Origin of the sequence: Ilumatobacter sp. (genome assembly GCF_039969435.1) — a bacterium.
Lineage (GTDB): Bacteria > Actinomycetota > Acidimicrobiia > Acidimicrobiales > Ilumatobacteraceae > Ilumatobacter_A.
In genome coordinates this window covers 32978-58180 of the sequence record NZ_JBDVNU010000030.1, presented here as the reverse complement: position 1 = coordinate 58180, position 25203 = coordinate 32978, and the positions used below count along the sequence as shown (strand labels likewise).

Below are 25203 nucleotides of genomic sequence, written 5' to 3'. Positions count from 1 at the left end.
CGAGATCCACACGATCCCAGGAGCAACCGATGGCATTCCTTCCCACCGAAGTGACCGATCACTTCGCTTCGCATCACGGCGTCGCCACCCACGCCCGTCTCGTCGACTCGGGCCTGACCCGCGACCAGATCATCGGTCTACGTCACGCGGGGACCCTCGTGCCGATCCTCAAGGGCGTCTACCGGATCGCCGTGCTGCCGCTCGATCAACATGCCCGAGCCGTTGCGGTGTGTGCTGCTCATCAGGACGCCGTGGTGTGCGGCCCGACCGCAGGGCGCCTGTGGGGGTTCCGTCGGCTGCCCGACGATCTGCGGACACACGTGATCGTCGATCCACACCGACAACCGTCCATCGAACCCTGGATCGTCCCGTATCGAACGAAAGCGATCCGGGAGCAGGACGTCATCGAGCGTGAGGACGGCATCCGAATCACGAGCCGGGCGCGAACGGCCCTCGATCTCGCACGTTTCGTCGGCGACCGCGACCTGCTGTCGATCATCGAGCAGGCCGCCAGGGACGGACACCTCCTCGACGCAGCCCTCCGCGACGTCGCCGTCGACTTCATGTCGAAGCATCGGCCGTGGCTCCGTCGCTATCTGCTCCAACTCGATCGACGACTCGACGGTGGCGCTGCGGACTCACACCACGAGACAGTGTTCGGTGATGCGCTCGCTGCCGCCGGAGTGCGTCCGCTCGAGCGCCAGTTCGCGGTCGACCTCCCTGGATACGGTCCAGCGCGCTTCGACCTGGCGGTGCCGTCGATGCGGTGGGCGATCGAGGTCGACGTGTTCCCGACGCATGCCGAGACGGATGGTCGCCGGCGTGATCTGCGGCGCGACGACGCAGCGATGGCGATCGGATGGGACACGACGCGCATCATCGAGGCCGACCTGGCCGAATCGATGGCGGCAACCGTCGCTCGCTTGCGACATGACTTCGATCGGCGCAGGCTCGCGAGTTGATCCATCCGGTGAGGCTCGGTCGGGATCGGCACGACGGAGACTCACCGCTTGGGTGGGTGGTGGCGGGGCGGTGAGGCTTGGTCGGGCTCAGGGCGAGGGAGACTCACCGCATGGCATTGGGGGACGGGGACACCGCCTACTTCAGGAACTTGCTGGTCGTGTTGTCGGCGAGGATCTTGCCGCCCGTCTGGCAGGTGGGGCAGTAGTTGACGGTGTAGCCCGAGTACTCGACGGCGCGAATCGTGTCGTCGCCGTGCTCGCCCGACCGTGGGCACGGTTCGCCGGTCTGGCCGTGCGCATTGCTCGGGCGGTCCTTCGACGAACTCATGTCGCTGCGACCACGTTCGTAGTCGAGGCCCTCGGCGACGCACACTGCAATGGCTTGGACCACCTTGTCGGCGCCGTCGGCACCCAGCTTCTTGGTCGTGGCGAACGGCGAGATCCGAGCCTGCCAGCACACCTCGTTGGCCAGTCGTCTACCGATTCCGGCGACGGCGCGCTGGTCTCGCAGGAACCCGTGGACGCGCATCGACTTCTCGGCGAATCGTTCGGCGAGGTCGGACGTCGAGATGTCACAGGCCTCCGGTCCGAGCTTGTCGATCGGGGCGGTCGAGTCGAGTTCGCCGGCGGCGACACACCAGATCCCGGCGCGCCGCTCGGTTCCCTGCTCGGTGAGCAGCAACGGCGCGACGTCGCCGTCGAACACGATCCTCGCCTGGCCGCCACGCGGTTTCTGGGAGAGCTTGAGGTCCGGGAGCAGTCGGCCGCCCTGCATCAGGTGGATCACCATCGTGAGCGGCTCGAACTCGACGGTGAGGTACTTGCCGCGTCGACCGATCGCACGGACCGGGTGGCCGTACGCCGACTCGGGCGATGGAACCGCGGTCTTCAGCGCAGTGAAGTTGAACGGGTGCAGCTCGACGAGCGTGCAACCGACGTAGTCGACGGCCAGTCGCTCGGCGTGAGCTTCGATCTCCGGCATCTCCGGCATGTCGACAACCTACGCGATCTGCGCGTCACGCATAGGTGGTGCGGTCGCGCACGGTGGAGAACACGGCGTCGAGCGCACCGAACACCGGCTGTGATTCGAGCAGCTTCTGCTGGTCGCCGAAGAGCAGGATGTGGCCGTTGATGAACGCCTCCTGGGCGTTCAGTTCTCCGGTGGCGACGTCGACCGCGGTCTGCCAGCTCTGCTGCATCTTCACGTCCTCGGGGTCGGCTGGGCCCGCGCCGAACGATGCCGACCCGTCGCCCACGACCAGGTGGTAGGTGACGTCGCCCTCGGGGCCGTCGCTCACCACCTGGGTGACGCCGAGCGAGTGCTGCTGAGCGATCTCACGCATGTGGTCGCTCGATTCGACCGCGGCGGACAGCGCGCTGATCCAGTCGAGGCTGAGGTACCGCAGTTCGTTCGACACGCCCCCATTCTGGCGTCGATGTCCGGTCAGGCACACCCATGGCGGCTCACACCCGGGATGCCGGTTGCGTGGCCGGGTCTAGTCTCGGGGTGGTGGGCACCTGGAGCGACGGTCGTCATCCGGGGTCGATCGAGGAGTGGGTGTTCTCGGCATGGTCGCCCGACGGGTCACTCGGTGCCGTGTCGGGGCACCGGATCGTGGGTGCGACCGCGTGGTACTGGGCGGCGTTGGCGCGCCAGGGTCGTCCCCTCTTGCACATCACCGACTTCGAGGTGCCCGTCCGTGCCGACCCGTTCATCGTGAAGGGAGAGGCGATGTGGGCCGAACACTTCCGTGACGATCCGATGACGCAGTGGACGGTCGGGAACGAGACCTACGCATCGGCACTCGACGATCCGACCGAAGCGCTCGGACGCGCCTACGGGGTCCCGACACCGATCGCGTTCGACCTGGAGTGGTACGCAACCGGCGCGCCGACCCCCATCATCGGCGATCACGTCGACGGCTACGAGCAGGTGGGTGTGGTGCACGGAGCGATCGAGGTGCTCGGGGAACCGAAGATCGAACTCGTCGAAGTGCCCGGCGCCCGGTGGCATCGCTGGACCGACCTGCCCGGCGAGCCGATGGGGCCGAGGCCCGTGCCGACCGCCTCGGCCCACACCGGCGTTCGTGCGCCGTTCGCCTTCCCCGATGCGACGATCCTCGACCTCGTCCTGACCCCGACCGGCTGGCGGACCCGCTGACCGCGACGCCCAGGGCGCGGGCGACCCCCGACCTCGGACGCCGCGCACCCCGGTGGACGCCCGCAGATCGTCGGGAAACGCCGGGTCGGCATCGCCCGGCCCGTGCCGCGGGCGCGATCGGTTCCCGTGGCATCATCGACGTCGATGAGTTCTCCCCGCGACATCCTCGACGACTTCGCCGAGGACGAGGCACGCCGTCGCAACGGGCCCACCTATCCCGACGTGTGCGTCGAGATGGGCATGCTCGTCGAGGACCGTGGCAGCCACTTCACCGGCCTCGTGGTGAGGTGGAGCGCCGAGGGCGTCACCCTGCAGAATCGCGACGACTACGTTCGCCACTTCGGGTGGAAGAAGGGTGGGTTCCTGATCGCCGGCAGACCGGTCACGCTCGTGCGTCCCCAGCAGGTCGCCGCCGCCACCCAGCGCATCACGGCGTCGGGCTCCGTCGCCGGCGACGGTCGGGCGAAGGTCGCCAGGGCCAGTCGGATCTGGGTCGAAGGCAAGCACGACGCCGAACTGGTGGAGCACGTGTGGGGCGACGACCTGCGCGAACTCGGCATCGTGGTCGAACCGCTCCACGGCGCCGACGACCTCGCTGCCGCGGTGGCCGACTTCGGACCCTCACCGCAACGGCGCCTCGGCGTGTTGCTCGACCACCTCGTGCCCGGGTCGAAGGAGACCCGCATCGCGCAGACCGTGCGTGACGACGACGTGCTGATCACCGGTCATCCGTTCGTCGACGTGTGGGCCGGAATCCGCCCCAAGGTCGTGGGCCTCGACGCCTGGCCGGAGGTCCCGTACGACCCCGAGGTCACGTGGAAGGAAGGGATGTGCCGGGCGCTCGGCGTCCAGCTCGAGGGTTTCTGGCCGACGTTGCGCAACCGGGTCACGACCTTCGCCGACCTGACCCCCGAGCTGGTCGGTGCGGTGGAGCAACTCATCGACTTCGTCGCCGAAGCGGGCTGACCCCGGCCAGTGGTGACGGCCGACGGCGGCCGCAGAACCGCAGATCCGATCGCCCTGCGCCCACGGCGCCTACAGTCTCCGCTCATGACACCTGACGTCTCGCTCGGCAACTGGATGTTCCAACGCGCGAAGCGGTCGCCGAAGCGGCGGGCGATCACCTTCGAGGGAACGACGATCACCTACGGCGAGTTCCAGGACCGGGTCGATCGCACGGCGACGGTGTTGCGTGACGGTGGGGTGCGCACGGGTGACCGGGTCGGCTACCTCGGCGTGAACCATCCGGCGTTCCTCGAGACGATGTTCGCCACCGCCCGCCTCGGCGCGATCTTCGTGCCGCTCAACTTCCGCCTCACCGGACCCGAGTTGGCGTTCATCATCGAGGACGCCGGCTGCCACACCCTCGTCGCCGACAGCGCACACACCGCGGTGCTCGACTCGGTCCGCAACGACCTGAGCGTTCGCCGCTGGCTCGGCGTCGAAGCCGCTCCCGACGGTTGGGACGACCAACTGGCGCTGCGCGACGCCGCCGAGCCGGTCACCGACACCGAAGCGGTCGACGCCGATGCCACGGCCGTCATCATGTACACCTCGGGCACGACGGGCCTGCCGAAGGGGGCGATGCTCACGCACGACAACTTCTGGTGGAACAACGCCAATGCGTCGTGCACGCTCGACATGCTCGAGTCCGACGTGACGCTGGTGTTCGCCCCGCTGTTCCACATCGGTGGTCTCAACGTCACCACGCTGCAGACGATGTTGCGCGGCGGTGAGGTCGTGCTGCATCGCAACTTCGACCCGAACCTCGCACTGGAGGACGTCCCGAGGTACGGGGTCACCACGATCTTCGGCGTGCCGGCGATGTTCCTGTTCATCAGCCAGATGCCCGGTTTCGCCGACGCCGACCTCACCTCGGTACGCATGTTGATCTGCGGGGGCGCCCCCGTTCCCGAGCCGTTGTTGAAGGCCTACGCCGGTCGGGGGATCCCGATCAACCAGGGATACGGGTTGACCGAGACCTCACCGATGGTCACGTTCCTCACGTCGGAGTTCTCGATGGAGAAGATCGGCTCGGCGGGAACGACGCCGCTGCTGTGCGAGGTCAAGCTCGTCGACGACGACGGCGCCACGATCACCGAGCCCGACGTGAAGGGTGAGGTGTGCGTGTCGGGCCCGAACGTGATGAAGGGCTACTGGAACCGCCCCGAGGCGACCGCTGAGGCGATCGACACCCAGGGCTGGTTCCACACCGGCGACGTCGGCTACATCGACGCCGACGGCTTCCTGTTCATCGCCGACCGGGTGAAGGACATGGTCATCTCCGGAGGCGAGAACGTCTACCCAGCCGAGGTGGAGAGCGCGCTGTACGACCATCCGGCGATCGTCGAGGTCGCCGTGATCGGCGTCGCCGACGAGCGATGGGGCGAAGCGGTCACCGCGGTGGCCGTGCTCAAGGAGGGCGAGGAGTTGACGCTCGAGGAGCTGCGCGAGTTCGCGAACGACCGGCTCGCACGGTTCAAGTTGCCGACCCGTCTGCACACCATCCCCGAGATCCCGCGCAACGCCAGCGGCAAGGTCCTCAAGCGGGAGTTACGCGACACCTTCGGCTGAGACACGTCGACGAGGCCAGGCACCCTCGGCGTGGACGGGCCGGCCGGGCAGTCGAGGATGCTCAGGCGTCGATCGTGGTGTCGGTCTCGGTCCGTGCTCGGTCGGGAGCGGGCGGTGCTTCCGTCGTCGCCCGGACGATCTCGGCATCGGCCGTCACCGCGGCTGCTGCCGACTCGGTGTCGGCCGACTCCGCATCGGGTTCGTCGCCTCGGAGTGCGTCCTTGAGTTCCCTCTGGGCGATCCCGAGATTCCGCGCCAGCTTGGGAATCCGGGAGCTGCCGAACAGCAGCACGACCATGGCGAGCACGACGACCATCTCTCCACTTCCGAACACTGCATCCTCCTCATCGCGAGAGCCGCCGCCGTCAGGTGTTCCGTCGGTCGACTCGTGCTGACCGTTCGACACGGCGAGGTTCTCCGGCGGTGTGTCGCACATCGGAGGGGAAGATCGTCGCACCTCCGATCGTGCGCCCCGAGACCGTCGTCGTCAACGTGACGCATGGCGACGAAACGACGAAGGGCGGGCCCAACGGGCCCGCCCCTCGATCACGTCACGTGGTCGGTCAGACGAAGGCGCTGGCGAACACCAGGCTGACGATCGTCATCACCTTGATGAGGATGTTCATCGACGGGCCCGACGTGTCCTTGAACGGGTCGCCGACCGTGTCACCCACGACAGCCGCCTTGTGGGCGTCGGAGCCCTTCCCGCCGTGTGCGCCCGCCTCGATGTACTTCTTGGCGTTGTCCCATGCGCCGCCCGCATTCGCCATGAAGATCGCGAGGGCGAAGCCGGTGACCAGTGCGCCGGCCAGCAGGCCACCGAGAGCATCGACGCTGATGAATCCGACCACGAGCGGCACCACGACGGCGAGTGCGCCGGGGATGACCATCTCCTTCAGCGAGGCCTCGGTCGAGATGGCGACACAGCGTGCGGAGTCGGGGATGACGCCCGGAAGGCCTTCCCGCAGCCCGGGGATCTCGCGGAACTGTCGACGGACTTCCTCGATCATCTTCGCCGCAGCACGACCGACAGCGTCGATCGTGAGGGCGGCGAACAGGAACGGCAGCGCGGCGCCGATGAAGAGGCCGATGAAGACGTCGACCTCGCCGATGTCCAGGTTCAGGGCCTTGGTCGGGTCGGCATCGATGATCGCGAACTCGAAGCTCTTGAACAGTGCGAGAGCGGTGAGCGCAGCGGAGCCGACGGCGAAACCCTTGGCGATGGCCGCCGTGGTGTTGCCCAGCGAGTCGAGCGCGTCGGTGACTTGCCGGACGGACGGGTCGAGGCCGGCCATCTCGGCGATCCCGCCGGCGTTGTCGGCGATCGGACCGTAGGCGTCGACCGAGACGACGATGCCGGTGGTGGCGAGCATGCCGATCGCGGCGACGGCGATGCCGTAGAGGCCGCCGATCTCGTCGTCGAAGGCCTGCTGTCCGCCCCAGTAGGCGATGCCGACGCCGAGCAGGATGAGCGCCACCGAAGCGGCGACGGACTGCATGCCGATGCTGATGCCCTTGAGGACGGTGGTGGCCGGGCCGGTCTCGGTCTGCTGACCGATGTCCTTGACGGGCTTGTAGGCGTCGGAGGTGTAGTACTCGGCGGTCTTGCCGAGTGCCCAACCGATGAGCAGGCCGCCGATGACCGCCACGGCGAGGCCCCACGGCTTGTCGGAGGCGTCTCCGAATATCCAGTACGCACCGCCGAGGACGCCGACGGCGGTGATGCCCATGGCGACGTTCGTGCCGAGGTGCAGCGCCTTGCTCAGTGCATGACTGTCGGTGGAGTCGCCACCCTTCACGAGGAACGAGCCGATGATCGACGCGATCATGCCGATGAACGCCACGAACATCGGGAACACGAGGAACTCGATGACTCCGGTGTCTCCGGCGCCGGGGAACCCGCCGCCGCCCTCTGCCGTGACGGCGCCCGCGAAGGCGATGAGCGAGATCGGAGCGATGATCGATCCGGCGTAGGACTCGAACAGGTCGGCGCCCATGCCGGCGACGTCGCCGACGTTGTCGCCCACGTTGTCGGCGATCGTGGCCGGGTTGCGGGGGTCGTCCTCGGGGATGCCGGCTTCGACCTTGCCGACGAGGTCGGCGCCGACGTCGGCGGCCTTGGTGTAGATGCCGCCGCCGACCCGGGAGAACAGCGCGATGGTCGAGGCGCCGAGGCCGTAGGCGGTGACGATCTCGAATGCTTCGTCGACCTTGAGCAGCATGACGAACACGACGTACGTGATCGTGAGGCCGAGCAGTGCGAGGCCGGCGACGCAGAAGCCCATGACGGCGCCGCCACGGAATGCGACGGGCAGCGCCTTGCCCGGTCCCTGCTTGGCGGCTTCGGTCGTGCGGGCGTTGGCCATCGTGGCGACGGTCATGCCTGCATAACCCGCTGCCGACGACAGGATCGCGCCGAGGAGATAGGTGACGGCGGCGAGCGGCGCGATGACGACGGCGAGCAGCACGGCCATGATGACGCCGAACACCGCCACCCACTTGTACTCGGCCTGGAGGAACGCCTTGGCGCCCTTCTGGATCTCGGTCATCAGGAAGACCATGCGCTCGTCGCCGGGCGACTCCTTCTCGACGGCCTTGTAGAAGAAGAACGCGAGCCCGAGGGCCGCCAGGGCCGACAGTGCTGCGAGATAGGGAATGACGTCCACGGGGTGGTGCCTCCTGGGCGTGATCAGACGACGCGCGGATCGCGCCGAAGTGGTCGATGTGCCGGGTGACCCCGGCGGGCGGTCCATGTTGACCGCTCGACGATGCTAAGGAGAAATCGGAGCAACCGGTGGGATGCTGCGTTCACCGACGTGACCGAGCCCACACCGCCGATCTCGAGGATCGATTCTGCGGGAGCCGACGGCTGCGGAGTAGGTTCGGAACCCTATGGCACAGACGTTCAGCCGGGGGCCCGTCACGGGCACCGCCATCAAGGCGCCCGCGAAGAAGAAACCGTTCGTCCTCGATCTCTACGGGACCGCGGTCGGCAAGAAGTACGTGATGGCGATCACCGGCTTGATCGGCATCGGGTTCGTGATCACGCACATGATCGGCAACCTCAAGATGTACCTCGGCGTGATCACCGAGAGCAACGGTGAGACCGCCTACGACATCGACATCTACGGCGAATTCCTCCGCGAGCTCGCCGTGCCGCTGCTGCCGCGCACCTACGTGCTGTGGGGGCTCCGGCTGGTGTTGATCGCCGCGGTGGCCCTGCACATCCACGCCGCCGTCGGTCTGACCAGGATGAACCGCCACGCACGAGCGGTGAAGTACCAGTCGGCGCGTGACTACCAGGTCGCGAACTTCGCGAGCCGTTCGATGCGGTGGACGGGGTCGATCGTGTCGATCTTCATCGTCTGGCACCTGGCCGACCTCACATGGGGGTTCGTGCACCCGGACCACGTCGTCGGCGCTGCCTACTACAACATCGACCAGTCGCTCAGCCGACTCCCCGTCGCACTGCTCTACATCGTCGGCAACGTGGCGCTCGGCATCCACCTCTTCCACGGCGTGTGGTCGCTCTTCCAGTCGCTCGGCTGGAACAACCCGAAGTTCAACGCATGGCGTCGCAACGTCGCCGTCGGCACGGCGGCACTGATCGTGGCCGGCAACGTCTCGTTCCCCATCGCCGTGATGGCCGGAGTCGTCGAGTACGACCCCGCAGCCGTCACGCATCCCGTCGGCGAAGAAAGCGAAGTGTGACATGACCCTCAACCTCGACTCCAAGATCCCCGAAGGCCCGATGGCCGACAAGTGGAACAACTACATCGCGAGCCAGAAGCTGGTCAACCCGTCCAACAAGCGCAAGTTCAAGATCATCGTCGTCGGCACCGGCCTGGCCGGTGCGTCGGCGGCCGCCACGTTCGGTGAGCTGGGCTACCAGGTCGAGTCGTTCACGTTCCACGACTCGCCACGGCGCGCCCACTCGATCGCTGCGCAAGGCGGCATCAACGCCGCCAAGAACTACCAGGGCGACGGTGACTCGGTCCACCGCCTGTTCTACGACACCGTCAAGGGTGGCGACTTCCGCAGCCGCGAGGCCAACGTGCATCGTCTCGCCGAGGTGTCGGTCAAGATCATCGACCAGATGGTCGCCCAGGGCGTGCCGTTCGCCCGCGAGTACGGAGGTCTGCTCGACAACCGATCGTTCGGTGGTGCACAGGTCAGCCGGACCTTCTACGCACGAGGCCAGACGGGCCAGCAACTCCTGCTCGGTGCCTATCAGCAGCTGTCGCGTCAGATCGGGCTCGGCAACGTCAAGCTGTGGAACCGCATCGAGATGGTCGACGTGGTGAACATCGACGGTCGCTGTGCCGGCATCGTCACCCGCGACCTGATGACCGGCGAGGTGCGCTCCCACGCAGCCCACGCCGTGGTGCTGGCCACCGGTGGATACGGCAACGCCTTCTACCTGTCCACGAACGCGATGGCGTGCAACGTCACCGCAGCGTGGCGTGCACACCGGCGCGGGGCCGCATTCGCCAATCCGAGCTACACGCAGATCCACCCCACGTGCATCCCCCAGGCCGACGAGTTCCAGTCGAAGCTCACACTGATGTCGGAGTCGCTGCGCAACGACGGCCGGATCTGGGTGCCCAAGGATCCCGACGAGACCCGTCCGGCCGCCGACGTCCCCGAGGACGACCGTGACTACTACCTGGAGCGGATCTACCCGAGCTTCGGCAACCTGGCGCCACGCGACGTGTCGTCGCGTGCGGCCAAGCGGGCCGTCGACGCCGGCCAGGGTGTCGGACCGCTCAAGAACGGCGTGTACCTCGACTTCGCCGACTCGATCGAACGGCTCGGCAAGGACGTCATCCAGGAGCGCTACGGCAACTTGTTCGAGATGTACGAGCGGATCACCGGCGAGTCGCCGTACGACCGTCCGATGCGGATCTACCCCGCCAGCCACTACACGATGGGTGGGCTCTGGGTCGACTACGAACTCCAGACGACGATCCCGGGCCTGTTCGCGGCGGGCGAAGCCAATTTCTCCGACCACGGAGCGAACCGCCTCGGAGCATCGGCGCTGATGCAGGGGCTGTCCGACGGCTACTTCGTGCTCCCGTACACGATCGCCCCGTACCTCTCCGACCTGCTCAACAAGCCGATCCCCGACGAGACGCACGAAGCCTTCGGCGCCGCCGAACAGGAGGCTCGCGACCGCTACCAGGGCTATCTCGACATCGGCGGTACGAAGACCCCCGATCACTTCCATCGCCGGCTCGGCCAGATCATCTGGGATTACTGCGGGATGGCCCGCAACCGGGTCGGGCTGGAGAAGGCCCTCGCCGAGATCCCTGCGCTGCATCAGGAGTTCAAGACCGACCTGCGCGTCACCGGCAACGGCACGAGTCTGAACCAGACGCTGGAGAAGGCGGCGCGAGTCGACGACTTCTTCGAACTCGGGATGCTGATGTGCCAGGACGCGCTGACGCGCGAGGAGTCCTGCGGCGGCCACTTCCGCGAGGAGTACCAGACCGACGACGGCGAAGCGGTCCGCAACGACGACGAGTTCGCGCATGTCACCGCATGGGAGTGGAGCGGCGATCCACGCAACCCGATCGAGAACCGCGAGCCGCTGGAGTACGAAGTCGTCCACTTCGCCACCCGCAGCTACAAGTGATCGCGGTGAACGGTGTCAGACGTGGTTCACCCGCGGTGTCCGGTCTGCTCGCGGCGACCGGACTCGGTGAACGACGTCTGACACCGTTCACCGCACAGACTCAGCAACACCTCCACGAACGCAACGAGAAGCAGAGAAGCAGATGAGCCACACACTCACCAACATCAGCCTCAAGGTCTGGCGCCAGGACGGGCCCGACGCACAGGGTCGATTCGAGACCCATCAGATCCCCGAGATCAGCGACGAGGCCTCGTTCCTCGAGATGCTCGACATCTTGAACGAACGACTCATCGAGGAGAACAAGGAGGCGATCGTCTTCGACCACGACTGTCGCGAGGGCATCTGCGGCACGTGCTCGCTGATGATCGACGGCCAGGCGCACGGCCCGCAGAAGGGCACGGCCACGTGCCAACTCCACATGCGCACGTTCTCCTCGGGCGACGAGATCGTGATCGAGCCCTGGCGTGCCACGGCGTTCCCGATCATCAAGGACCTGATGGTCGACCGGTCACCGTTCGACCGCATCGTCGAAGCGGGCGGCTTCATCACCGCGCCGACCGGCGGAGCGCCCGACGCGAACCTGATCCCGATCCCCAAGCCCGTCTCCGATTCGGCGATGGACAACGCGGCGTGCATCGGTTGCGGTGCGTGCGTCGCTGCGTGCCCGAACGGTGCAGCGTCGCTGTTCACCTCGGCGAAGTTGATGCACCTCAACGTCTTGCCCCAGGGCCAGTCGGAACGCTTCAAGCGCACCGAGGCGATGGTCGAGACGATGGAGGAGTACTTCGGTTCGTGCACGAACCACGGCGAGTGCTCGTCGGCGTGCCCGAAGGAGATCTCGATCGACTCCATCGCCCTGATGAACACCGACTACCGCAAGTCGAAGGTCAAGAACCGCAAATCCCTCGCACGCGACTGAGCGCATCGCGATCTGCTCCGCCGTCGTGACGCAGTGTCACGACATGGGTTCGAATATCGGTCGGCAGAGTTGCGGCCGGCGTCTACTGTCTCCTCACCACTTCGGAACGAGGAGACACGCCATGACCCACCACACCGACATCGAGCCCGTCGTGGACCCGAACTCCCGATCCGACATCTCTCGTCGAACGCTGCTCGGGGCCGGTGCCCTGATCGGGGGCGCGGGTCTGATCTCGCTCGGCCAGCCCGGCCACGCCCACGCTCTTCCCGCAGCCGACGGTGCGGCGCTCCTGGCGCCCACGATCGACGGCCTCACCTACGTCACCCTCGACGCCTTCGCATTCGACGTCGCCGGCGTCAGCCCGGCCGCATACCGCCTCTATCAGCAGACGACCGGGATGCAGCCGCAGCCAGCACCGGGCGAGATCCACGCACCCTTGCCGATCCCGATCGGATCGGTCGTCAAGCAGATCAACGTGGGCTTCCTGGGTCAACCGATCGTGGCGATCACCCGGCGCCAGCTGACCGGTGGGTACACGGACCTCACCACCCTGACCACCCTCACGGCAGGCGGGGGCGTCAAGACCCAGACCCTCGCCGTCGACGGCGAACTCACGCATGGTGCGAGTTACGCCGTTCGGGCGTTCTGCTCGGCGGGTGCTTCGGTGCTCGGCATGACGATCGGCTACATCCCGCCGGCGCAGGCGTTCATCCCGTACTCCGGCACCGAGGCCAGAGTGCTCGACACCCGTACCGGCGTGCGGTTCGACGCCGGCGAGGAGAGGGTCGTCGACCTCTCGGGTCGGATCATCGCCACCGCCCGGGCAGCGGTGGTCAACGTGACTGCCGTCGGCGTCGGGGGTCGCGGATTCCTGTCGGTGTACCGAGACGGCATCGCCTTCCCGGGCACGTCGTCGGTGAACTACACGGCGCCCGGCCAGACCGTTGCGAACGGCGTGATCACGGCCGTGAGCGCAGGCAGGATCAAGGTTCGAGCAGGAGACACGTCGACCCACGTCCTCGTCGACGTGATCGGCTCGTTGCTCTGACCGACAGCGTCTCCGGGGGAGTTTCATCGGGTGTTCGGCACCCGATGGGGCAGGATCACTCGGTCGGGACGACCACCGCGGTGGTGTAGCGGTTGCCGGCGATCACGCGGTCGCCGGCGGTTGCCACGAGTTCGATCGCGAGTTCGCCGAGCGTGTCGGGCACCGTCATCTCGAGGGTGCCCGCCTTCACGACGTCATCGGCCTCGGTCGGCCCACCGAAGGTCCATCGTCGACTGGAACCGGCCCACGTCGCGGTGACTTCGACCCGGGCGTCGCCGATCGCGAGCCGGGTGTCGTTCACGAGGTGCACGTCGAGACGAAGCGAATCGCCGGCGTTGACCCAGTCGGGAAGCGGGTCGGCGACCACGATGACCGGTCGGCACGCGTCGCGCACGGTGGAGTAGGCGTCCTTGGGCGTGCGGGTGTGGTCCAGCACACTCGACGAGATGTTCGGTGACGGGTCGGCCAACGTCGAGAAGCAGAATCCTCCGGTCGGTCGGTACTTGAGCCGGCGCAGCGTCTCGATCTGCACCTTCAACACATGCGACTGGTAGAGCTGGGTGACTTTTCGCCAGGCCTCGAACGAGGGTTGGTCGGCGGGTGGGAACAGGGTCTCCATCGGCTCTCGCTGGTAGCCGAAGCGTCGTGCCAGATCCTCCCAGTCGAGGTCCGGCCACTGCCGCTCGCGCAGTTGCTCGTCGACGAACGGAGCCACCGTGGGGACCGAGTCGGCACCGAACTCGCTGACGAATCGGACCGAGCGCGGGAGGATCCTCGCCCGCCCGGCGAGATCTCGTGCCTCGCCCGACCGCCAACCGAACCACAGGTGACTGTCGGTCGCGTCGAGCAGCGGGAAGTGCGTCGCGCCTCCCGAGTGGGCGATCGCCGGGCGGCTGGGGTCCGCCCGCTCGAACGTCCGCTTGACCCAGCGGTCGAGTACCGACTTGTTCCACGACGGCAGGTTCTGTGCCGCAGCGGTTCGCAACCGGCCGCGCCAGTCGGTCGCCGGAGTGATCGGTGCGTCGGCCGGTTCGTTGTGTGCCGACCAGAGCACCACGCACGGGTGGTGAGCGAGTTGATCGACGGCGATCTCGGCCTGCGCAACCGCCCGAGCTCGCACACTTCGTGCCTGGGTCCGTTCGAGAGGGAAGTCCTGGAGCAGCAGCAGACCGAGTTCGTCGGCGCGGTCGTAGAGGCACCGACGACCGATGTGTCCGTGGACGCGAACCGTGTTGAGACCGAGGTCCAGAACGTGGTCGAGTTCTCGCTCGATCAACTCGTCGGTGGTGTCGCCGATCCCGACGGTGATCGGCATCATGTTCGTGCCGCGCAGGAAGAGGCGCTCGCCGTTGATCGAGAACACCCAGTCGTTCCACTGGACCTGGCGCAGGCCGACCCGTCGCATCCGACGATCGCTGGGCTCACCGTCGACGAGCACCTCGACCGTGAACTCGGTCAACGGTTGCTCGCCGAGTTCGCGTGGCCACCACAGGTCGGGGTCGCGGATGTCGACGGACCATCCGAGCTCGTTCAGGCCGGCCGCCACCATCGACGTGCGTTCGTCGACGACCTCGCCGTCGCGACGGGTGACGACCGTGACGTCGTGGTGTCCGATGCTGTCGAAGCTCGCCGAGAGCAGGACGTGCGCCCGCTGCTCGTCCGCGTCACGGCACAGGACTCGGAGCCGGTCGATGCGGATCGGACCGGTGTCGTACATCCTGATCTTGCGCCAGAGCCCTCCCGGGTTCCAGCCGGGCGGCAGCCCGTCCCACGCCTGGAGCACGCCGGTGATGTTCGTGCGCTTCCCGGTCTCGGGTGCGCAGGCCACTTCGACCGCGAGGACGTGTTCGTCTCCGATCCCGACCAGTTGTGTGATGTCGAACGAGTGCGGGAAGAAGTACCCCTCGGCGTCACCCAGATAGGCGCCGTCGAGCCAGGCGTCGCTCTGGTACATCACGCCGTCGAGGGTGATCCAGCGCCGTCGGCCTGCATCGGGCGCGTCCGAGCGGAAGCGGTGGCGGTACATCAGCGGGCCGTCGCTGTCGGCGAACGCGGACTCGTGCTGCCAGTGCCCCGGGACGGAGACCACATCCCAGTCACTGTCGTCGGCGTCGAGGCCGATCCCGAACCGGCGGACGTCGTCGGTCGCAACCCGTGCGACCCACCGGCCGTCCAACTCCATCACGCCGAGCGTAACGATCTGCAGGTTGGTGCCAGGCACGAACCTGCATTCGTCTCCGATGGGTGGGGTCGCAGAGGAGGTTGTAGGTTCGACCCATGGCAGACGACAACGCTTCTCGCCCCACGACGCTGGGGGCACTTCGCGACTCCGGATGGGTGTCGCGTCCCGTCAAGCAGGAGATCCGCGAGCATGCGATCGCCAGGATCGCCGCCGGTGAACCGCTGTTCACCGGTGTGTCCGGCTACGAGGACACGGTGATGCCGCAACTCGAGAACGCTCTGCTCGCTGGACACGACGTGATCTTCCTCGGCGAACGCGGCCAGGCCAAGACCCGCATGATCCGTTCGCTCACCGGTCTGCTCGACGAGTGGATGCCGATCATCGAAGGCAGCGAGATCAACGACGACCCCTACAACCCGGTGTCGCGGTACGCCATCGACCTGGTCGCCGAGCACGGCGATGCCACACAGATCGATTGGGTCCACCGTGACCGTCGCTACGGCGAGAAGCTCGCCACACCCGACACGTCGATCGCCGACCTGATCGGCGAGGTCGACCCGATCAAGGTGGCCGAGGGCCGCTACCTCTCCGACGAGTTGACCCTCCACTACGGGCTCGTGCCGCGCACCAACCGGGGCATCTTCGCCATGAACGAACTGCCCGACCTCGCCGAACGGATCCAGGTCGGTCTGCTCAACGTGCTCGAGGAGCGCGACATCCAGATCCGCGGCTACAAGGTGCGCCTCCCGCTCGACGTGATCCTGATGGCGTCGGCGAACCCCGAGGACTACACCAACCGCGGGCGGATGATCACGCCGTTGAAGGACCGCTTCGGTTCCCAGATCCGCACCCACTACCCCCTCGAGGTCGCCACCGAGGTCGCGATCATGAAGCAGGAGGCCCGGTCACTCGACATCTCGACGCCCGACGGCGACATCTCGGTCTCGGTGCCCGAGTACCTCGGCGAGGTGATCGCCACGTTCAGCCACCTCGCCCGCTCGAGCAACCAGGTCAACCAGCGCTCGGGTGTGTCGGTGCGACTCAGCGTGTCGAATTTCGAAGCACTGTCGGCGAACGCACTGCGGCGTGGCCTCAAAGCGGGGGAGCGCAATGTCGTGGCCCGTGTCGACGACCTCGACGCTCTGCCGGCATCGTCCCAGGGCAAGATCGAGATCGAGTCGCTGGAAGAGGGTCGAGAAGGCCTGATCCTGCAGACGCTGATCAAGGGTGCGGTGCTCACGGTGTTCAAGGACGCGGTCGACCCGGCGCAGACACGCGCCGTCGTCGATGCGTTCGAGGAGGGTGCGGTGGCGCACACCGGTGAGGACATCACGAGTGACCAACTCGCCGGCCTCGTCGCCGAGGTCGAGGCGCTGCGCGAGCCGGTCCTGGCGCTCACCGGGGGCGACGAGTCTCCCGCCGCACTCGCAGCGGCCGTCGAGTTCGTGCTCGAAGGGCTGCACCTCAGCAAGCGGCTGAACAAGGATTCGTCCGGATCGTCGGCCACCTACCGGGGTCGCGTCTGATCATCGCCGAGGCGCTGGTCTCGAGACCGGCGACGCCGGTTCCGGGCCGACCCCCTTCCGGTCAGGACTCGACGGGGATGTCGACGTCGAACACGATCTGGTCGAACTCGCCGTAGCGCGCGGTCACCTCGACGGTCCAGAGGCCGGGGACGGGAAAGTTCGCATCGTCCGCGATGACGTGATTGGGCCCGGAGTCGATCGTGTCGATGTCGATCGGTCCGATGCCGTCGGCGACGAGTTCCGCGGTGACCGTGATCTCGTCCGCGCGATCGAGTCCGCCGCGTGGGGAGGTGATCGTGACGTGCATGACGGTCCCGCCGGTGATCGCCGGTTCCAGTTCGACCTGAGCGATGCGGTCACCCTGCACCGTGGACACCAGTTGGTTGGTGGGAGCGTCCAGTTCCGGCGGTGGGGAGTCGACGAGGCCCGACGTGGCGGCGACGACCAGCGCGACCCCCACGACCTCCAGCCACACGCTCGCCCGGAGTCGCTCGCCGCCGGCCTGGCGCGGCTCGTCGACGGGGGCAGCGCTGAGAGCGAGCGGAACGGCCGCACTCGACGTGCTCGAACGGTGGAGCACCGCACGACTGACCGCGGCGACGACGACCACGACGGCGACGAGGGAGAGCTTGACGATCAGCCACCGTCCGTAGCTCGATTCCGTGATGCCCCCCGGCGAACCGATCTGGCGCCACCCGTTGACCGACCCGCTCACAGCGAGCACGGCGACGGACCCGAGCGCCCACGGGGAGAAGCGGTTGGCCGCCGTGGTGATGTCCGACCGCTTCAGCCCGAGGGCGAGGACGACGAGTCCGCCCACCCAGATCGTCATCGCCGCCAGGTGCGCGACCGTGGCGACGTACCCGACCGGGATCCAACGTCCGGTGACCGCATGGCCGCCGGCAGCGACGACGGCGAGCACACCGATCCCCGATGCGAGGGCCACGGTTCGCCCGGCGAGCGTGGTGAGGGCTCTGCGTCCGGCGATCAACGGGGCGAGCGCGGCGAAGCCGAACAGACGCAGGACCCACCACCGTCCGGATCGTGTGTCGGCCACGGCGGACCAGTCCAGGGGCGACGAGCCGATCATGTTCGCCTGGGCCGAGATCATGATCGCCGTTCCGACGAGGGCGACACCCAGACCGGCCCACAGGATGCGACCCGTCCGACGGCTCGTGAGCGTGCGCGGAGCGATGGTCGTCGCAGCGAAGAGTCCGCCGAGACCGACCGCGATGCCCGCGTAGCCCGCGAAGCGACCGACACCGAGGAAGCCGGATCCTCCCGGGGGAGCGTCGGCCGAGGCGAACACGTCGTCGACGAGCCCGGGGCGGGTCGGCGACGCTTCGCCGACCGAGAAGGTGAACGCGCCGCGGATGTTGTGCGAATCGGCCGAGACCGCTTGCCAGGCGACGACGTAGGTCCCGTCGTCGAGCGGTTCGTCGATCGTCACCGCGAGCGTGTCGGCGCCGCGGTCCTGGGTCGCCGCGGAGGCGTCGACCTCGGCACCGTCGGCGTCGACGATGCGGATCGCGGGGTCGATCGGATCGATCGCCTCGCTGAAGGTGAGGACCACCTCCGTCGGGGACTCGTCGACCACCGACTGGTTGGTGGGGGTGGTCGACACGAGTTCGGCGTGCGCGGATGCCGTCCCCGGCGAACCCGCGACGATCGCGACGATCGTGGCGACGACGAGCAGCGCCCGGCGGATCATCCGCTCTTCTGGCGCCGCACGAACACTGCCGCCGCACCCGCCAGCACCAGCGCCGCGATGACCGCGACGATCGCGACGGTCGACGAGCTTCCGCTGTCGCCGGAGCCGTCGTCGACGGTGACGGAGTCGGGCGCGGGGCCCGACGAGGTCGGCTCGGCGGTGGTGTCCGTCGTTGCCTCGGTCGTGACCGGCGCGTCGGTCCCCGGAGGTGTCGACTCGACGGGCTCGGACGTGGCGACGGGTGCGGCCGTGGTCGGAGCGGCCGTCACTGGCGGAGCGACCGTGGTCGCGACCGGGCCGAACAACTGCATGGCCGGGGCGGGCTCGTCGAGTTCGCCGGCGGAGTCGTCGGTGGGGACGTCGATCCAGCGGATCTCGCCGACCTCGCACCGTTGGACGAAGGGGAAGTAGATCGTCGAGTCCGGAGTGGGCGGAAGGCTCATGGCCACGCCGAAGGTGAGTTCCTGGTCGTCCGGAAGGATTCCGCCGGTGAAGGTCACCACGTTGGCGTCCACGGTGCCCTCCCATCCCTCGGGCGGCTCGGGTGTGGCGTCGGTGACACCGTCGGGCAGCCGCATGTCGAGTGACGTGGTCGGCGACCCGTCGCAGCCGTGCTCCACCGTGAAGCCCACCGAGAGTCGGCTGCCCGCCTGAGCCTCGGTGGGGTTCGGGTCGATGTGCGCGAATGCGGTGGTCGATCCGCACAGCACGGCCGCGGTCGCCGCCGCGAGCACGCCGAGGCGGCGGGAGGTGGTCCGGGGGGCGATCACGTCGTCAGTCTCTCGATTCGATCGCGGAGTTCGGTGGTGTCGACCACCACGTCGAGACGCTCGACGACCACTCCGTCGGCACCGACCAGGAAGATCGCCGGTTCGAACGTGAGGCCCGATGCCTCGACGGCCGGCGCAGTCGTGGTCGCCGTCGTGTCGATGTAGACCTCGCTGTGCACGAAGGTGATGTCCTCGAAGTCGCCGGCGACGTCCATCAACAGATCGAGGATCGGACCGCACGTGGCGGTCTGGCAGAACGCCGGTGTCCCGATGAGGTAGACGACGGGCCTGCCGGTGGCGAGCGCGTCGGTCAGCGTGACGTCGTGGAACGGGCAGCTCGGTTCGCGGGTGCAGATCGGGTCGACTCCGCGCAGGTCGTCGACGGTGGGAGTGTCGAACGGCTCGAGCGTGTCGCCGGGCCCTGCGAAGGGAAGCGAACCGGGCTCGACGACGCTGAAGGACGCGTCGGCGCTGCCGTCGTCGGCCATGACGCGCAGCGTGTAGATCGCAGGCGTCGGAACGTCGAACCGGAACTCGTAGTACGGCAGGGCGACCGCCTCCGTGCGACGCGTCCCGGTCAGGGAGACGATCGACTCACCCTGCTCGTCGAGCAGAACCGCCGAGATCTCGTCGGGACCGTCGGGGCTCAGCGTGCCGTCGACGTCGGCGAGGCCGACGGCGAGGCGCCTGTCCTCGCCGGCAACGACACTCGGATCGTTGAAGTAGCGGATCAGCGCGAAGTCGTCGCCACTCGTCTCGGCGTCGGGCAGTGCCGACGTGTCGTCGCCACCGGCGCCGGTCGTGGACTCGGCGTCCCTGTCCGATCCGCATGCTGCGAGCAGCACACCACCGGATCCCACCAGGAACAACCGTCGGCTGATCGTTGAACTCGACGTGGTGTCCACGGCGTCGATTGTACGGTTTCGGGCGAGCCCACCGGAGGGCAGCCCGGCGGTACGATCGGTTTCGTGATCGAAGTCACCGCTCCGCGTCGGGTCCTCGCCGACCGCGCCGTCGGCGCCGCTCGAGCGGGAGCGCAGCCGTGCGCAGAGGTCGGATCGTGACCGTCGTCGCGCACGACGAACACGCCGTGGACGTCGTCGCCGCCCCGACGGGTGCGACGGCGTCGTCCGGTCCCGATCCGGACGAGCAGGTCGTCTCCGACGCGTTGACCGAGCGGTTGTTCCGGGTCATCCTCGGATTCGTGGTCGCCGCTCTGCTGGCCGGAGCTTTCGGTGCGGCGGCGGTGTGGGCCCTGGATGGCGACGAACCCGTCGAGCAGCCGATGAACGCCGTCGACGTCGGGTTCCTGCGCGACATGCTCGACCACCACGAGCAGGCCCTGCTGATCTCGAACATCTACCTGGACGAACGCCCCGACAGCGACGTCGCCCCGTATGCACGCGAGGTGCTGCTGTACCAGCAACGCGAGATCGAGTGGATGAACGAATGGCTGGCCGAGGAGGGCCATTCGGTCGGTGAGCCCGACCGGACGGCCATGGAGTGGATGGACGAACCGGTTCCGGTGTCGGAGATGCCCGGCATGCAGAGCCAGGAGCGCCTCGACCAGCTCGACGCTGCGACGGGCGAGGCCGCCGACCGGCTGTTCTTCCGGATGATGGGCGAGCACCACCTCGGCGGCGTCCACATGGGAGACCACGCCGCACTCAACGGTGCGCGCCAGGAGATCATGGACTTCGCGGCGTCGGTGTCACGCAATCAGCGGATCGAGATCGCCGAGTACCAGAGCGCATACGCACGACTCGGGCTGGGCTGACCGCGATCTCCGCACCGGTGTCGCCACGGCACTCGCGATCTCGGGTGAGCGCGGGTCAGATGAACGGTGTGCGGGTCCAGAGATCGCCGGTGTCGGCGTCCACGGGCTCCGGGACGCCGATCAGTTCGACGACGCTGATCGGGCCGGGGAATCCGCGCAGCTCGACTTCGCCGAACGGCTTGGCCGTGACGCCCTCGGGCAGCCGCTCGAGTTGCATGGCGGGAATCAGCACTTCGACCTGTCGGGCATGGTCGCACAGTCGGGCGGCCATGTTGACCGCCGAACCGATGTAGTCGTCGCCTTCGAAGAGGAGGGCGTGGCCGGTCGCGATGCCGGCGCGGACGGTCAGCGGATTGCAGACGTCCTTCGCTCGCTGTTCCAGATCCTGGACGAACGCGATCGCATCGCGCTGTTGGACCGCGACGCACATGCAGCCGTCACCGAGCCATTTGGCGATGCGGACACCGCGTTCGGACGCCACGGAGCGGGTGATCGTACGAAAGGCGCTCAACAGCCGTCCGGCCGCGTCGTCGCCGAAAGCCGCCGTGTAGTTCGTGAACCCGGAGAGGTCGACGAACACGAAGGTTCGGGGAACGCGCATGTCGCTGATGTTATTCGGTCAGGTCGCCCGGCGCCTTGAGGATTGCAAAGTATTTCAAGCGCCTTGACGCGATCCGCCTCCGAGTCGGTCCTTCTGGTTCTGAATGAATCGGACCGACTCCACCCCAAGCCGACACCAGCCGGTCCTGCCGGTTCTGAATGAATCGGACCGACTCGGTCCCGAAACTCTGCGACACCCCTCCGTCAAGATGTCGGCATGAGTCAGCCACCCTTCGTCCGGCCGCAACACGGTTGGTTCCACCTGACGAACCTCGGCGTCGACCACGTGGACATCTTCGATACGCAGGTCGATCACGTGGTCTTCGAGCACGAGGTCGAGGTGGCTGCCGGCATCTTCGGCGTCGAGATCCACGCGTACTGCTGGATGTCGAACCACTTCCATCTGGTCGTGAACTGTCCGGAGGGGAACCTGTCGCGGTTCATGCAGCGTTTCGAGCAGCAGTACGTGCTCAAGCACAACCGTGCCATCGGTCGCCGTGGGCCGCTGTTCATCAGTCGCTTCGGAGCCTTTCCGATCGGGCTCGAAGATGCGGATGCCGATGACGGCGGGCTCGTCGTGGCTCGGTACGTGCACCGCAATCCGCTGGACATCGTCCCGCTGGCGCGATTGTCGGCATACCCGTACTCGAGCTACGGGGTCTACCTGGGCGAACGACCTGCACCGGATTGGCTGCGGACCGACGTGTTGTCGGACATGTTCGGGCGCAGGACGTCGTCGCTGCGAGAGTTCACCGAGCGAGCACGACCGAGCGACCGGACTCCGGCTGCGGGGCGACGTCACGAGCCGTATCTCATCGAGCAGATCATCGCTGCTGCCGCGCTGGTGTCCGGCGTGTCCGTTGCTGATCTGCTCACACCGACGAGCGGAACCATCCGTCGCGATCGAGCCCTTTCAGCAGTTCTCGTCGACTCGTTCCGACCGGACTCGGCGCGCCCGCCGAGCGAAGTGCTCGGCGTCGGAAGTCGACGTGCGTTCCACAGGTTGGTGGCGAAGGGACGAGCGCTTCGCGGAAGCGATCCGGCGTTCGCCGAGGCCTTTGATCGTGCAAGATCCGTCCTGTGGACCACAGTCCTCCAACCCGAGCTGGTAGCCGCTTGACGAAACCGTGCGGTACGTCGGCCGAGTCGGTCCGATTCATTCAGAACCAGTCGGTCCGATTCATTCAGAACCAGAAGGACCGACTGGTGTGAGGTCGGGGGTGGAGTTGGTCCGATTCATTCAGAACCAGAAGGACCGACTCAGGCGGAGCGGCGGCCGGCGCGGGCTTGCTGGCGTTTGCCGTCGAGGAAGTCGACGAGGACGTAGTCGCCGAGGTTCTCCGGAGTGGTGAAGAACGCCCGACCCTGGTTGATCTCCGTCATCCTCTCGATGAACGCCCGCAGCGATCCGTCGGCGCCGAGGCCGAACGTGTTGATCCGGATGTTGCTCTTCGTGCAGCGCACGACCTCGCGCAGTGTCGCTTCCACGGTCTCGCGCGCCGGCGGATAGTTGAAGAACGGGTAGCCGTCGGGGGTGATGTGCGCCGTGGGTTCGCCGTCGGTGATCATGATGATCTGCTTGTTGCCCGACTCGCGCGCGAGGAGTTGACGGGCCAGCGTGAACCCGTGGTGCATGTTCGTGCCGTACACGAAGTCCCAGGACACCTCGGGGAGTTGCTCGGCGGTGAGGATGCGCGCGGTCTCGGAGAACCCGACGATGCCGAGTGAGTCGCGCGGGAACTGCGTGGAGATCAGGTGGTGCAGCGCCATCGCGACCTTCTTGGCCGGCAGGAAGTTGTCGCGCATCGGCATCGAGAGCGACAGGTCGAGCATCAGCACCGTGGCCGACCGGGTGAGGTGCTCGGTGCGTTCGATCTCGAAGTCATCGGGTGAGAGGCGCACGGGGGTGGACGTGTCGCCGGTGCCGGCACGGCGCGTCAGTGCGTTGCGGATCGTGCGATTCAGGTCGAGTTGGAACGGGTCGCCGTACTCGTAGGCCTTGGAGTCGTAGGTGCGTTCGTGACCGACACCGAACTGGCTCATCTCGTGCTGGCCCGCCATGTCCTTGGACATCTTGGAGAAGAGTTCCTTGAGCGCGTTCGAGCCGATCTTGCGCAGACCCTTCGGTGTCAGTTCGAGCTTGCCCTCCTTGTTCTCCACCAAGCCGGCCTGCTCCAACTGCTTGGTCAACTCCGCGAGACGCTCGAGCGACTTGGCGGCGTCGTCGCCCATCAGGTCGCGGACCTTGTCCATGTCGGCTTCGGCGAGTGCAGACGGTGACGACGCATTGCGCAGCAGGTTCTCCAACTGGTCGATGTCGCCGAGTTCCTGCATGGCCTGCATCGCCTGGGCGAACCCCATCGGGTCCTGGCCTTCGAAGTCGTAGCTCTGGTTCCACTGCATCTGCGGGAACATCTGCTGCAGGTTCGAGCTGAGCTGTCCCATCTGCCATTGGAGGTCCATGTCGTCCATCAGCTGATCGCTCAACTCCTGGAGCTGTGCGCGCTGCTCGGGCGACATCGAGTTCATCATCGCCTGCATGGCCGCCATGCGCTGCGCCATCTGCTCGAGCAGTTCCTCGACCGTCTCGGGGTTCTCGGGGAAGAAGTCGCCGAACTCCTCCATGAACTCGGCGAAGGCGTCGGAGGTGTCCTCACCGCGCTGATGTGCCTCCAGCACCTCGTTGAGCGACGCCATCATGTCCTTCATCCGGGCGATGTCCTCGGGCGACATGTTCTGCATCGCGCCCGACATCTGGTCGACCATCTGCTGCGTCAGCTGCTCCTTCAGCTTGTCCATCAGCTGCTCGAAGCGCTGCTTGGCCTCCTTCGACTCGAAGTCGTACTGGCTGAGTTCACGGACCTTGCCGGCCAGGTCGTCGGGCATCAGGTCGAGGCGCATGTTCTTCTCCATCGCCCCGGCCTCGGCGTTGTCGGCGCGTCGCTGGTCGCCGGAGTTCTGGGCGTCGCGCAGCGCGTTGTCGATCGCGTGACGCTCCTCGTCGAGGATGTCGTTCAGTTCGTCGTTGATCTCGTCGTAGACGCCACCGAGGTTCGAGTCGGCCAGACGCTGCTCGCGCTGCTCGCGCAACTGCTCGAGCAGGTCGCGCAGACCCGACAACTGGTTTCCATCGCGGTCGCGCATCCCCTCCTGCATCATTCGCCGCAGTGCCGCATTGACGTCGCCGTGATAGAGGAGTTCGTCGGTCAACTCGTCGAAGGCGGCGTCGGCATCGAACTCGAAGCCTGTCTGCGTTCCGTCCCATGCCGAGTACGTGAATCGTGCACTCATGGGTCGACCGTACCGCGCCCTTCGAGGCGGGGCCCCAGCAGGCCCGT

21 protein-coding genes are annotated in these 25203 nt (G+C 67.1%); 11 read left to right on the top strand and 10 right to left on the bottom strand.

Annotated features, from left to right (window positions below; translation table 11 throughout):
* Positions 1-29 precede the first annotated feature (29 nt).
* Complete coding sequence (locus ABJK40_RS15170) at positions 30-962, top strand: hypothetical protein (protein ID WP_348481008.1); 933 nt, start codon at positions 30-32, stop codon at positions 960-962.
* Positions 963-1098: 136 nt separating this feature from the next.
* On the opposite strand, the gene ABJK40_RS15165 is transcribed toward ABJK40_RS15170, so the two are convergent.
* Complete coding sequence (locus ABJK40_RS15165) at positions 1099-1953, bottom strand: DNA-formamidopyrimidine glycosylase family protein (RefSeq protein WP_348481009.1); 855 nt, start codon at positions 1951-1953, stop codon at positions 1099-1101.
* 25 nt (positions 1954-1978) lie between these two features.
* Positions 1979-2380, bottom strand: a complete 402-nt coding sequence (locus tag ABJK40_RS15160) for an SCP2 sterol-binding domain-containing protein (protein WP_348481010.1) — start codon at positions 2378-2380, stop codon at positions 1979-1981.
* Between the two features lie 92 nt (positions 2381-2472).
* On the opposite strand from ABJK40_RS15160, the gene ABJK40_RS15155 reads away from it, so the two are divergent.
* The 3 genes from ABJK40_RS15155 (at position 2473) to ABJK40_RS15145 (ending at position 5697) form a co-directional block, all read left to right on the top strand.
* Positions 2473-3123 carry a hypothetical protein gene (locus tag ABJK40_RS15155; RefSeq protein WP_348481011.1) on the top strand — a complete coding sequence of 217 codons (651 nt, stop codon included), beginning with the start codon at positions 2473-2475 and terminating at the stop codon, positions 3121-3123.
* 144 nt (positions 3124-3267) lie between these two features.
* On the top strand, positions 3268-4089 hold the full coding sequence (locus ABJK40_RS15150) for a DUF3097 family protein (RefSeq protein WP_348481012.1): 822 nt from the start codon (positions 3268-3270) through the stop codon (positions 4087-4089).
* 84 nt (positions 4090-4173) lie between these two features.
* Positions 4174-5697, top strand: coding sequence for a long-chain fatty acid--CoA ligase (locus ABJK40_RS15145; RefSeq protein WP_348510334.1), 1524 nt, complete (start codon positions 4174-4176; stop codon positions 5695-5697).
* 61 nt (positions 5698-5758) lie between these two features.
* On the opposite strand, the gene ABJK40_RS15140 is transcribed toward ABJK40_RS15145, so the two are convergent.
* Positions 5759-6133, bottom strand: coding sequence for a twin-arginine translocase TatA/TatE family subunit (locus ABJK40_RS15140; protein WP_348482894.1), 375 nt, complete (start codon positions 6131-6133; stop codon positions 5759-5761).
* 127 nt (positions 6134-6260) lie between these two features.
* Positions 6261-8363, bottom strand: a complete 2103-nt coding sequence (locus ABJK40_RS15135) for a sodium-translocating pyrophosphatase (protein ID WP_348482893.1) — start codon at positions 8361-8363, stop codon at positions 6261-6263.
* Between the two features lie 226 nt (positions 8364-8589).
* Between ABJK40_RS15135 and ABJK40_RS15130 the strand changes: the two genes are divergently transcribed.
* From ABJK40_RS15130 to ABJK40_RS15115, 4 genes are all read left to right on the top strand, one after another.
* Positions 8590-9408: a succinate dehydrogenase cytochrome b subunit gene (locus ABJK40_RS15130; RefSeq protein WP_348482892.1), complete on the top strand. Its 819-nt coding sequence runs from the start codon at positions 8590-8592 to the stop codon at positions 9406-9408.
* A gap of 1 nt (position 9409) precedes the next feature.
* Positions 9410-11332 (top strand): fumarate reductase/succinate dehydrogenase flavoprotein subunit, encoded by a 1923-nt coding sequence (locus tag ABJK40_RS15125; protein WP_348482891.1) that lies wholly within the window; start codon positions 9410-9412, stop codon positions 11330-11332.
* A 142-nt stretch (positions 11333-11474) separates the two neighbouring features.
* Positions 11475-12251: a succinate dehydrogenase/fumarate reductase iron-sulfur subunit gene (locus tag ABJK40_RS15120; protein WP_348482890.1), complete on the top strand. Its 777-nt coding sequence runs from the start codon at positions 11475-11477 to the stop codon at positions 12249-12251.
* A 121-nt stretch (positions 12252-12372) separates the two neighbouring features.
* Positions 12373-13299, top strand: a complete 927-nt coding sequence (locus tag ABJK40_RS15115) for a hypothetical protein (protein ID WP_348482889.1) — start codon at positions 12373-12375, stop codon at positions 13297-13299.
* A gap of 55 nt (positions 13300-13354) precedes the next feature.
* On the opposite strand, the gene ABJK40_RS15110 is transcribed toward ABJK40_RS15115, so the two are convergent.
* Entirely contained in the window at positions 13355-15481 is a 2127-nt protein-coding gene (locus ABJK40_RS15110) for a hypothetical protein (RefSeq protein ID WP_348482888.1), read from the bottom strand.
* Positions 15482-15576: 95 nt separating this feature from the next.
* Here ABJK40_RS15110 and ABJK40_RS15105 point away from each other — a divergent pair, with 95 nt between their 5' ends.
* Entirely contained in the window at positions 15577-17007 is a 1431-nt protein-coding gene (locus tag ABJK40_RS15105) for a sigma 54-interacting transcriptional regulator (protein ID WP_348482887.1), read from the top strand.
* 61 nt (positions 17008-17068) lie between these two features.
* Here ABJK40_RS15105 and ABJK40_RS15100 read toward each other — a convergent pair whose 3' ends face one another.
* The 3 genes from ABJK40_RS15100 to ABJK40_RS15090 are packed head-to-tail and all read right to left on the bottom strand — an operon-like array spanning position 17069 to position 20393.
* Positions 17069-18718 (bottom strand): copper resistance protein CopC, encoded by a 1650-nt coding sequence (locus ABJK40_RS15100; RefSeq protein ID WP_348482886.1) that lies wholly within the window; start codon positions 18716-18718, stop codon positions 17069-17071.
* Positions 18715-19488, bottom strand: a complete 774-nt coding sequence (locus ABJK40_RS15095) for a DUF1775 domain-containing protein (RefSeq protein WP_348482885.1) — start codon at positions 19486-19488, stop codon at positions 18715-18717. Before ABJK40_RS15095 ends, ABJK40_RS15100 begins: the two co-directional genes overlap by 4 nt.
* Positions 19485-20393, bottom strand: coding sequence for a hypothetical protein (locus ABJK40_RS15090; protein WP_348482884.1), 909 nt, complete (start codon positions 20391-20393; stop codon positions 19485-19487). The genes ABJK40_RS15095 and ABJK40_RS15090 overlap by 4 nt, the downstream gene beginning before the upstream one ends.
* Before the next feature lie 155 nt (positions 20394-20548).
* Between ABJK40_RS15090 and ABJK40_RS15085 the strand changes: the two genes are divergently transcribed.
* Positions 20549-21265, top strand: coding sequence for a DUF305 domain-containing protein (locus ABJK40_RS15085; protein ID WP_348482883.1), 717 nt, complete (start codon positions 20549-20551; stop codon positions 21263-21265).
* Positions 21266-21320: 55 nt separating this feature from the next.
* Here the strand turns inward: ABJK40_RS15085 and ABJK40_RS15080 are convergent, their stop codons facing one another.
* Entirely contained in the window at positions 21321-21866 is a 546-nt protein-coding gene (locus tag ABJK40_RS15080) for an adenylate/guanylate cyclase domain-containing protein (protein WP_348482882.1), read from the bottom strand.
* Positions 21867-22082: 216 nt separating this feature from the next.
* Here ABJK40_RS15080 and ABJK40_RS15075 point away from each other — a divergent pair, with 216 nt between their 5' ends.
* Positions 22083-22985, top strand: a complete 903-nt coding sequence (locus ABJK40_RS15075) for a transposase (protein ID WP_348482881.1) — start codon at positions 22083-22085, stop codon at positions 22983-22985.
* Between the two features lie 140 nt (positions 22986-23125).
* Here ABJK40_RS15075 and ABJK40_RS15070 read toward each other — a convergent pair whose 3' ends face one another.
* Entirely contained in the window at positions 23126-25156 is a 2031-nt protein-coding gene (locus ABJK40_RS15070) for a hypothetical protein (RefSeq protein WP_348482880.1), read from the bottom strand.
* Between the last annotated feature and the right edge of the window lie 47 nt (positions 25157-25203).

Bases quoted from the DNA above. Each gene is read 5' to 3' on its own strand.
- ABJK40_RS15170 (WP_348481008.1), top strand. From the start codon at position 30: ATGGCATTCCTTCCCACCGAAGTGACCGATCACTTCGCTTCGCATCAC.
- ABJK40_RS15165 (WP_348481009.1), bottom strand. From the start codon at position 1,953: ATGCCGGAGATGCCGGAGATCGAAGCTCACGCCGAGCGACTGGCCGTC.
- ABJK40_RS15150 (WP_348481012.1), top strand. From the start codon at position 3,268: ATGAGTTCTCCCCGCGACATCCTCGACGACTTCGCCGAGGACGAGGCA.
- ABJK40_RS15145 (WP_348510334.1), top strand. From the start codon at position 4,174: ATGACACCTGACGTCTCGCTCGGCAACTGGATGTTCCAACGCGCGAAG.
- ABJK40_RS15140 (WP_348482894.1), bottom strand. From the start codon at position 6,133: ATGTGCGACACACCGCCGGAGAACCTCGCCGTGTCGAACGGTCAGCAC.
- ABJK40_RS15130 (WP_348482892.1), top strand. From the start codon at position 8,590: ATGGCACAGACGTTCAGCCGGGGGCCCGTCACGGGCACCGCCATCAAG.
- ABJK40_RS15125 (WP_348482891.1), top strand. From the start codon at position 9,410: ATGACCCTCAACCTCGACTCCAAGATCCCCGAAGGCCCGATGGCCGAC.
- ABJK40_RS15120 (WP_348482890.1), top strand. From the start codon at position 11,475: ATGAGCCACACACTCACCAACATCAGCCTCAAGGTCTGGCGCCAGGAC.
- ABJK40_RS15115 (WP_348482889.1), top strand. From the start codon at position 12,373: ATGACCCACCACACCGACATCGAGCCCGTCGTGGACCCGAACTCCCGA.
- ABJK40_RS15110 (WP_348482888.1), bottom strand. From the start codon at position 15,481: ATGGAGTTGGACGGCCGGTGGGTCGCACGGGTTGCGACCGACGACGTC.
- ABJK40_RS15105 (WP_348482887.1), top strand. From the start codon at position 15,577: ATGGCAGACGACAACGCTTCTCGCCCCACGACGCTGGGGGCACTTCGC.
- ABJK40_RS15100 (WP_348482886.1), bottom strand. From the start codon at position 18,718: ATGATCCGCCGGGCGCTGCTCGTCGTCGCCACGATCGTCGCGATCGTC.
- ABJK40_RS15080 (WP_348482882.1), bottom strand. From the start codon at position 21,866: ATGCGCGTTCCCCGAACCTTCGTGTTCGTCGACCTCTCCGGGTTCACG.
- ABJK40_RS15075 (WP_348482881.1), top strand. From the start codon at position 22,083: ATGAGTCAGCCACCCTTCGTCCGGCCGCAACACGGTTGGTTCCACCTG.
- ABJK40_RS15070 (WP_348482880.1), bottom strand. From the start codon at position 25,156: ATGAGTGCACGATTCACGTACTCGGCATGGGACGGAACGCAGACAGGC.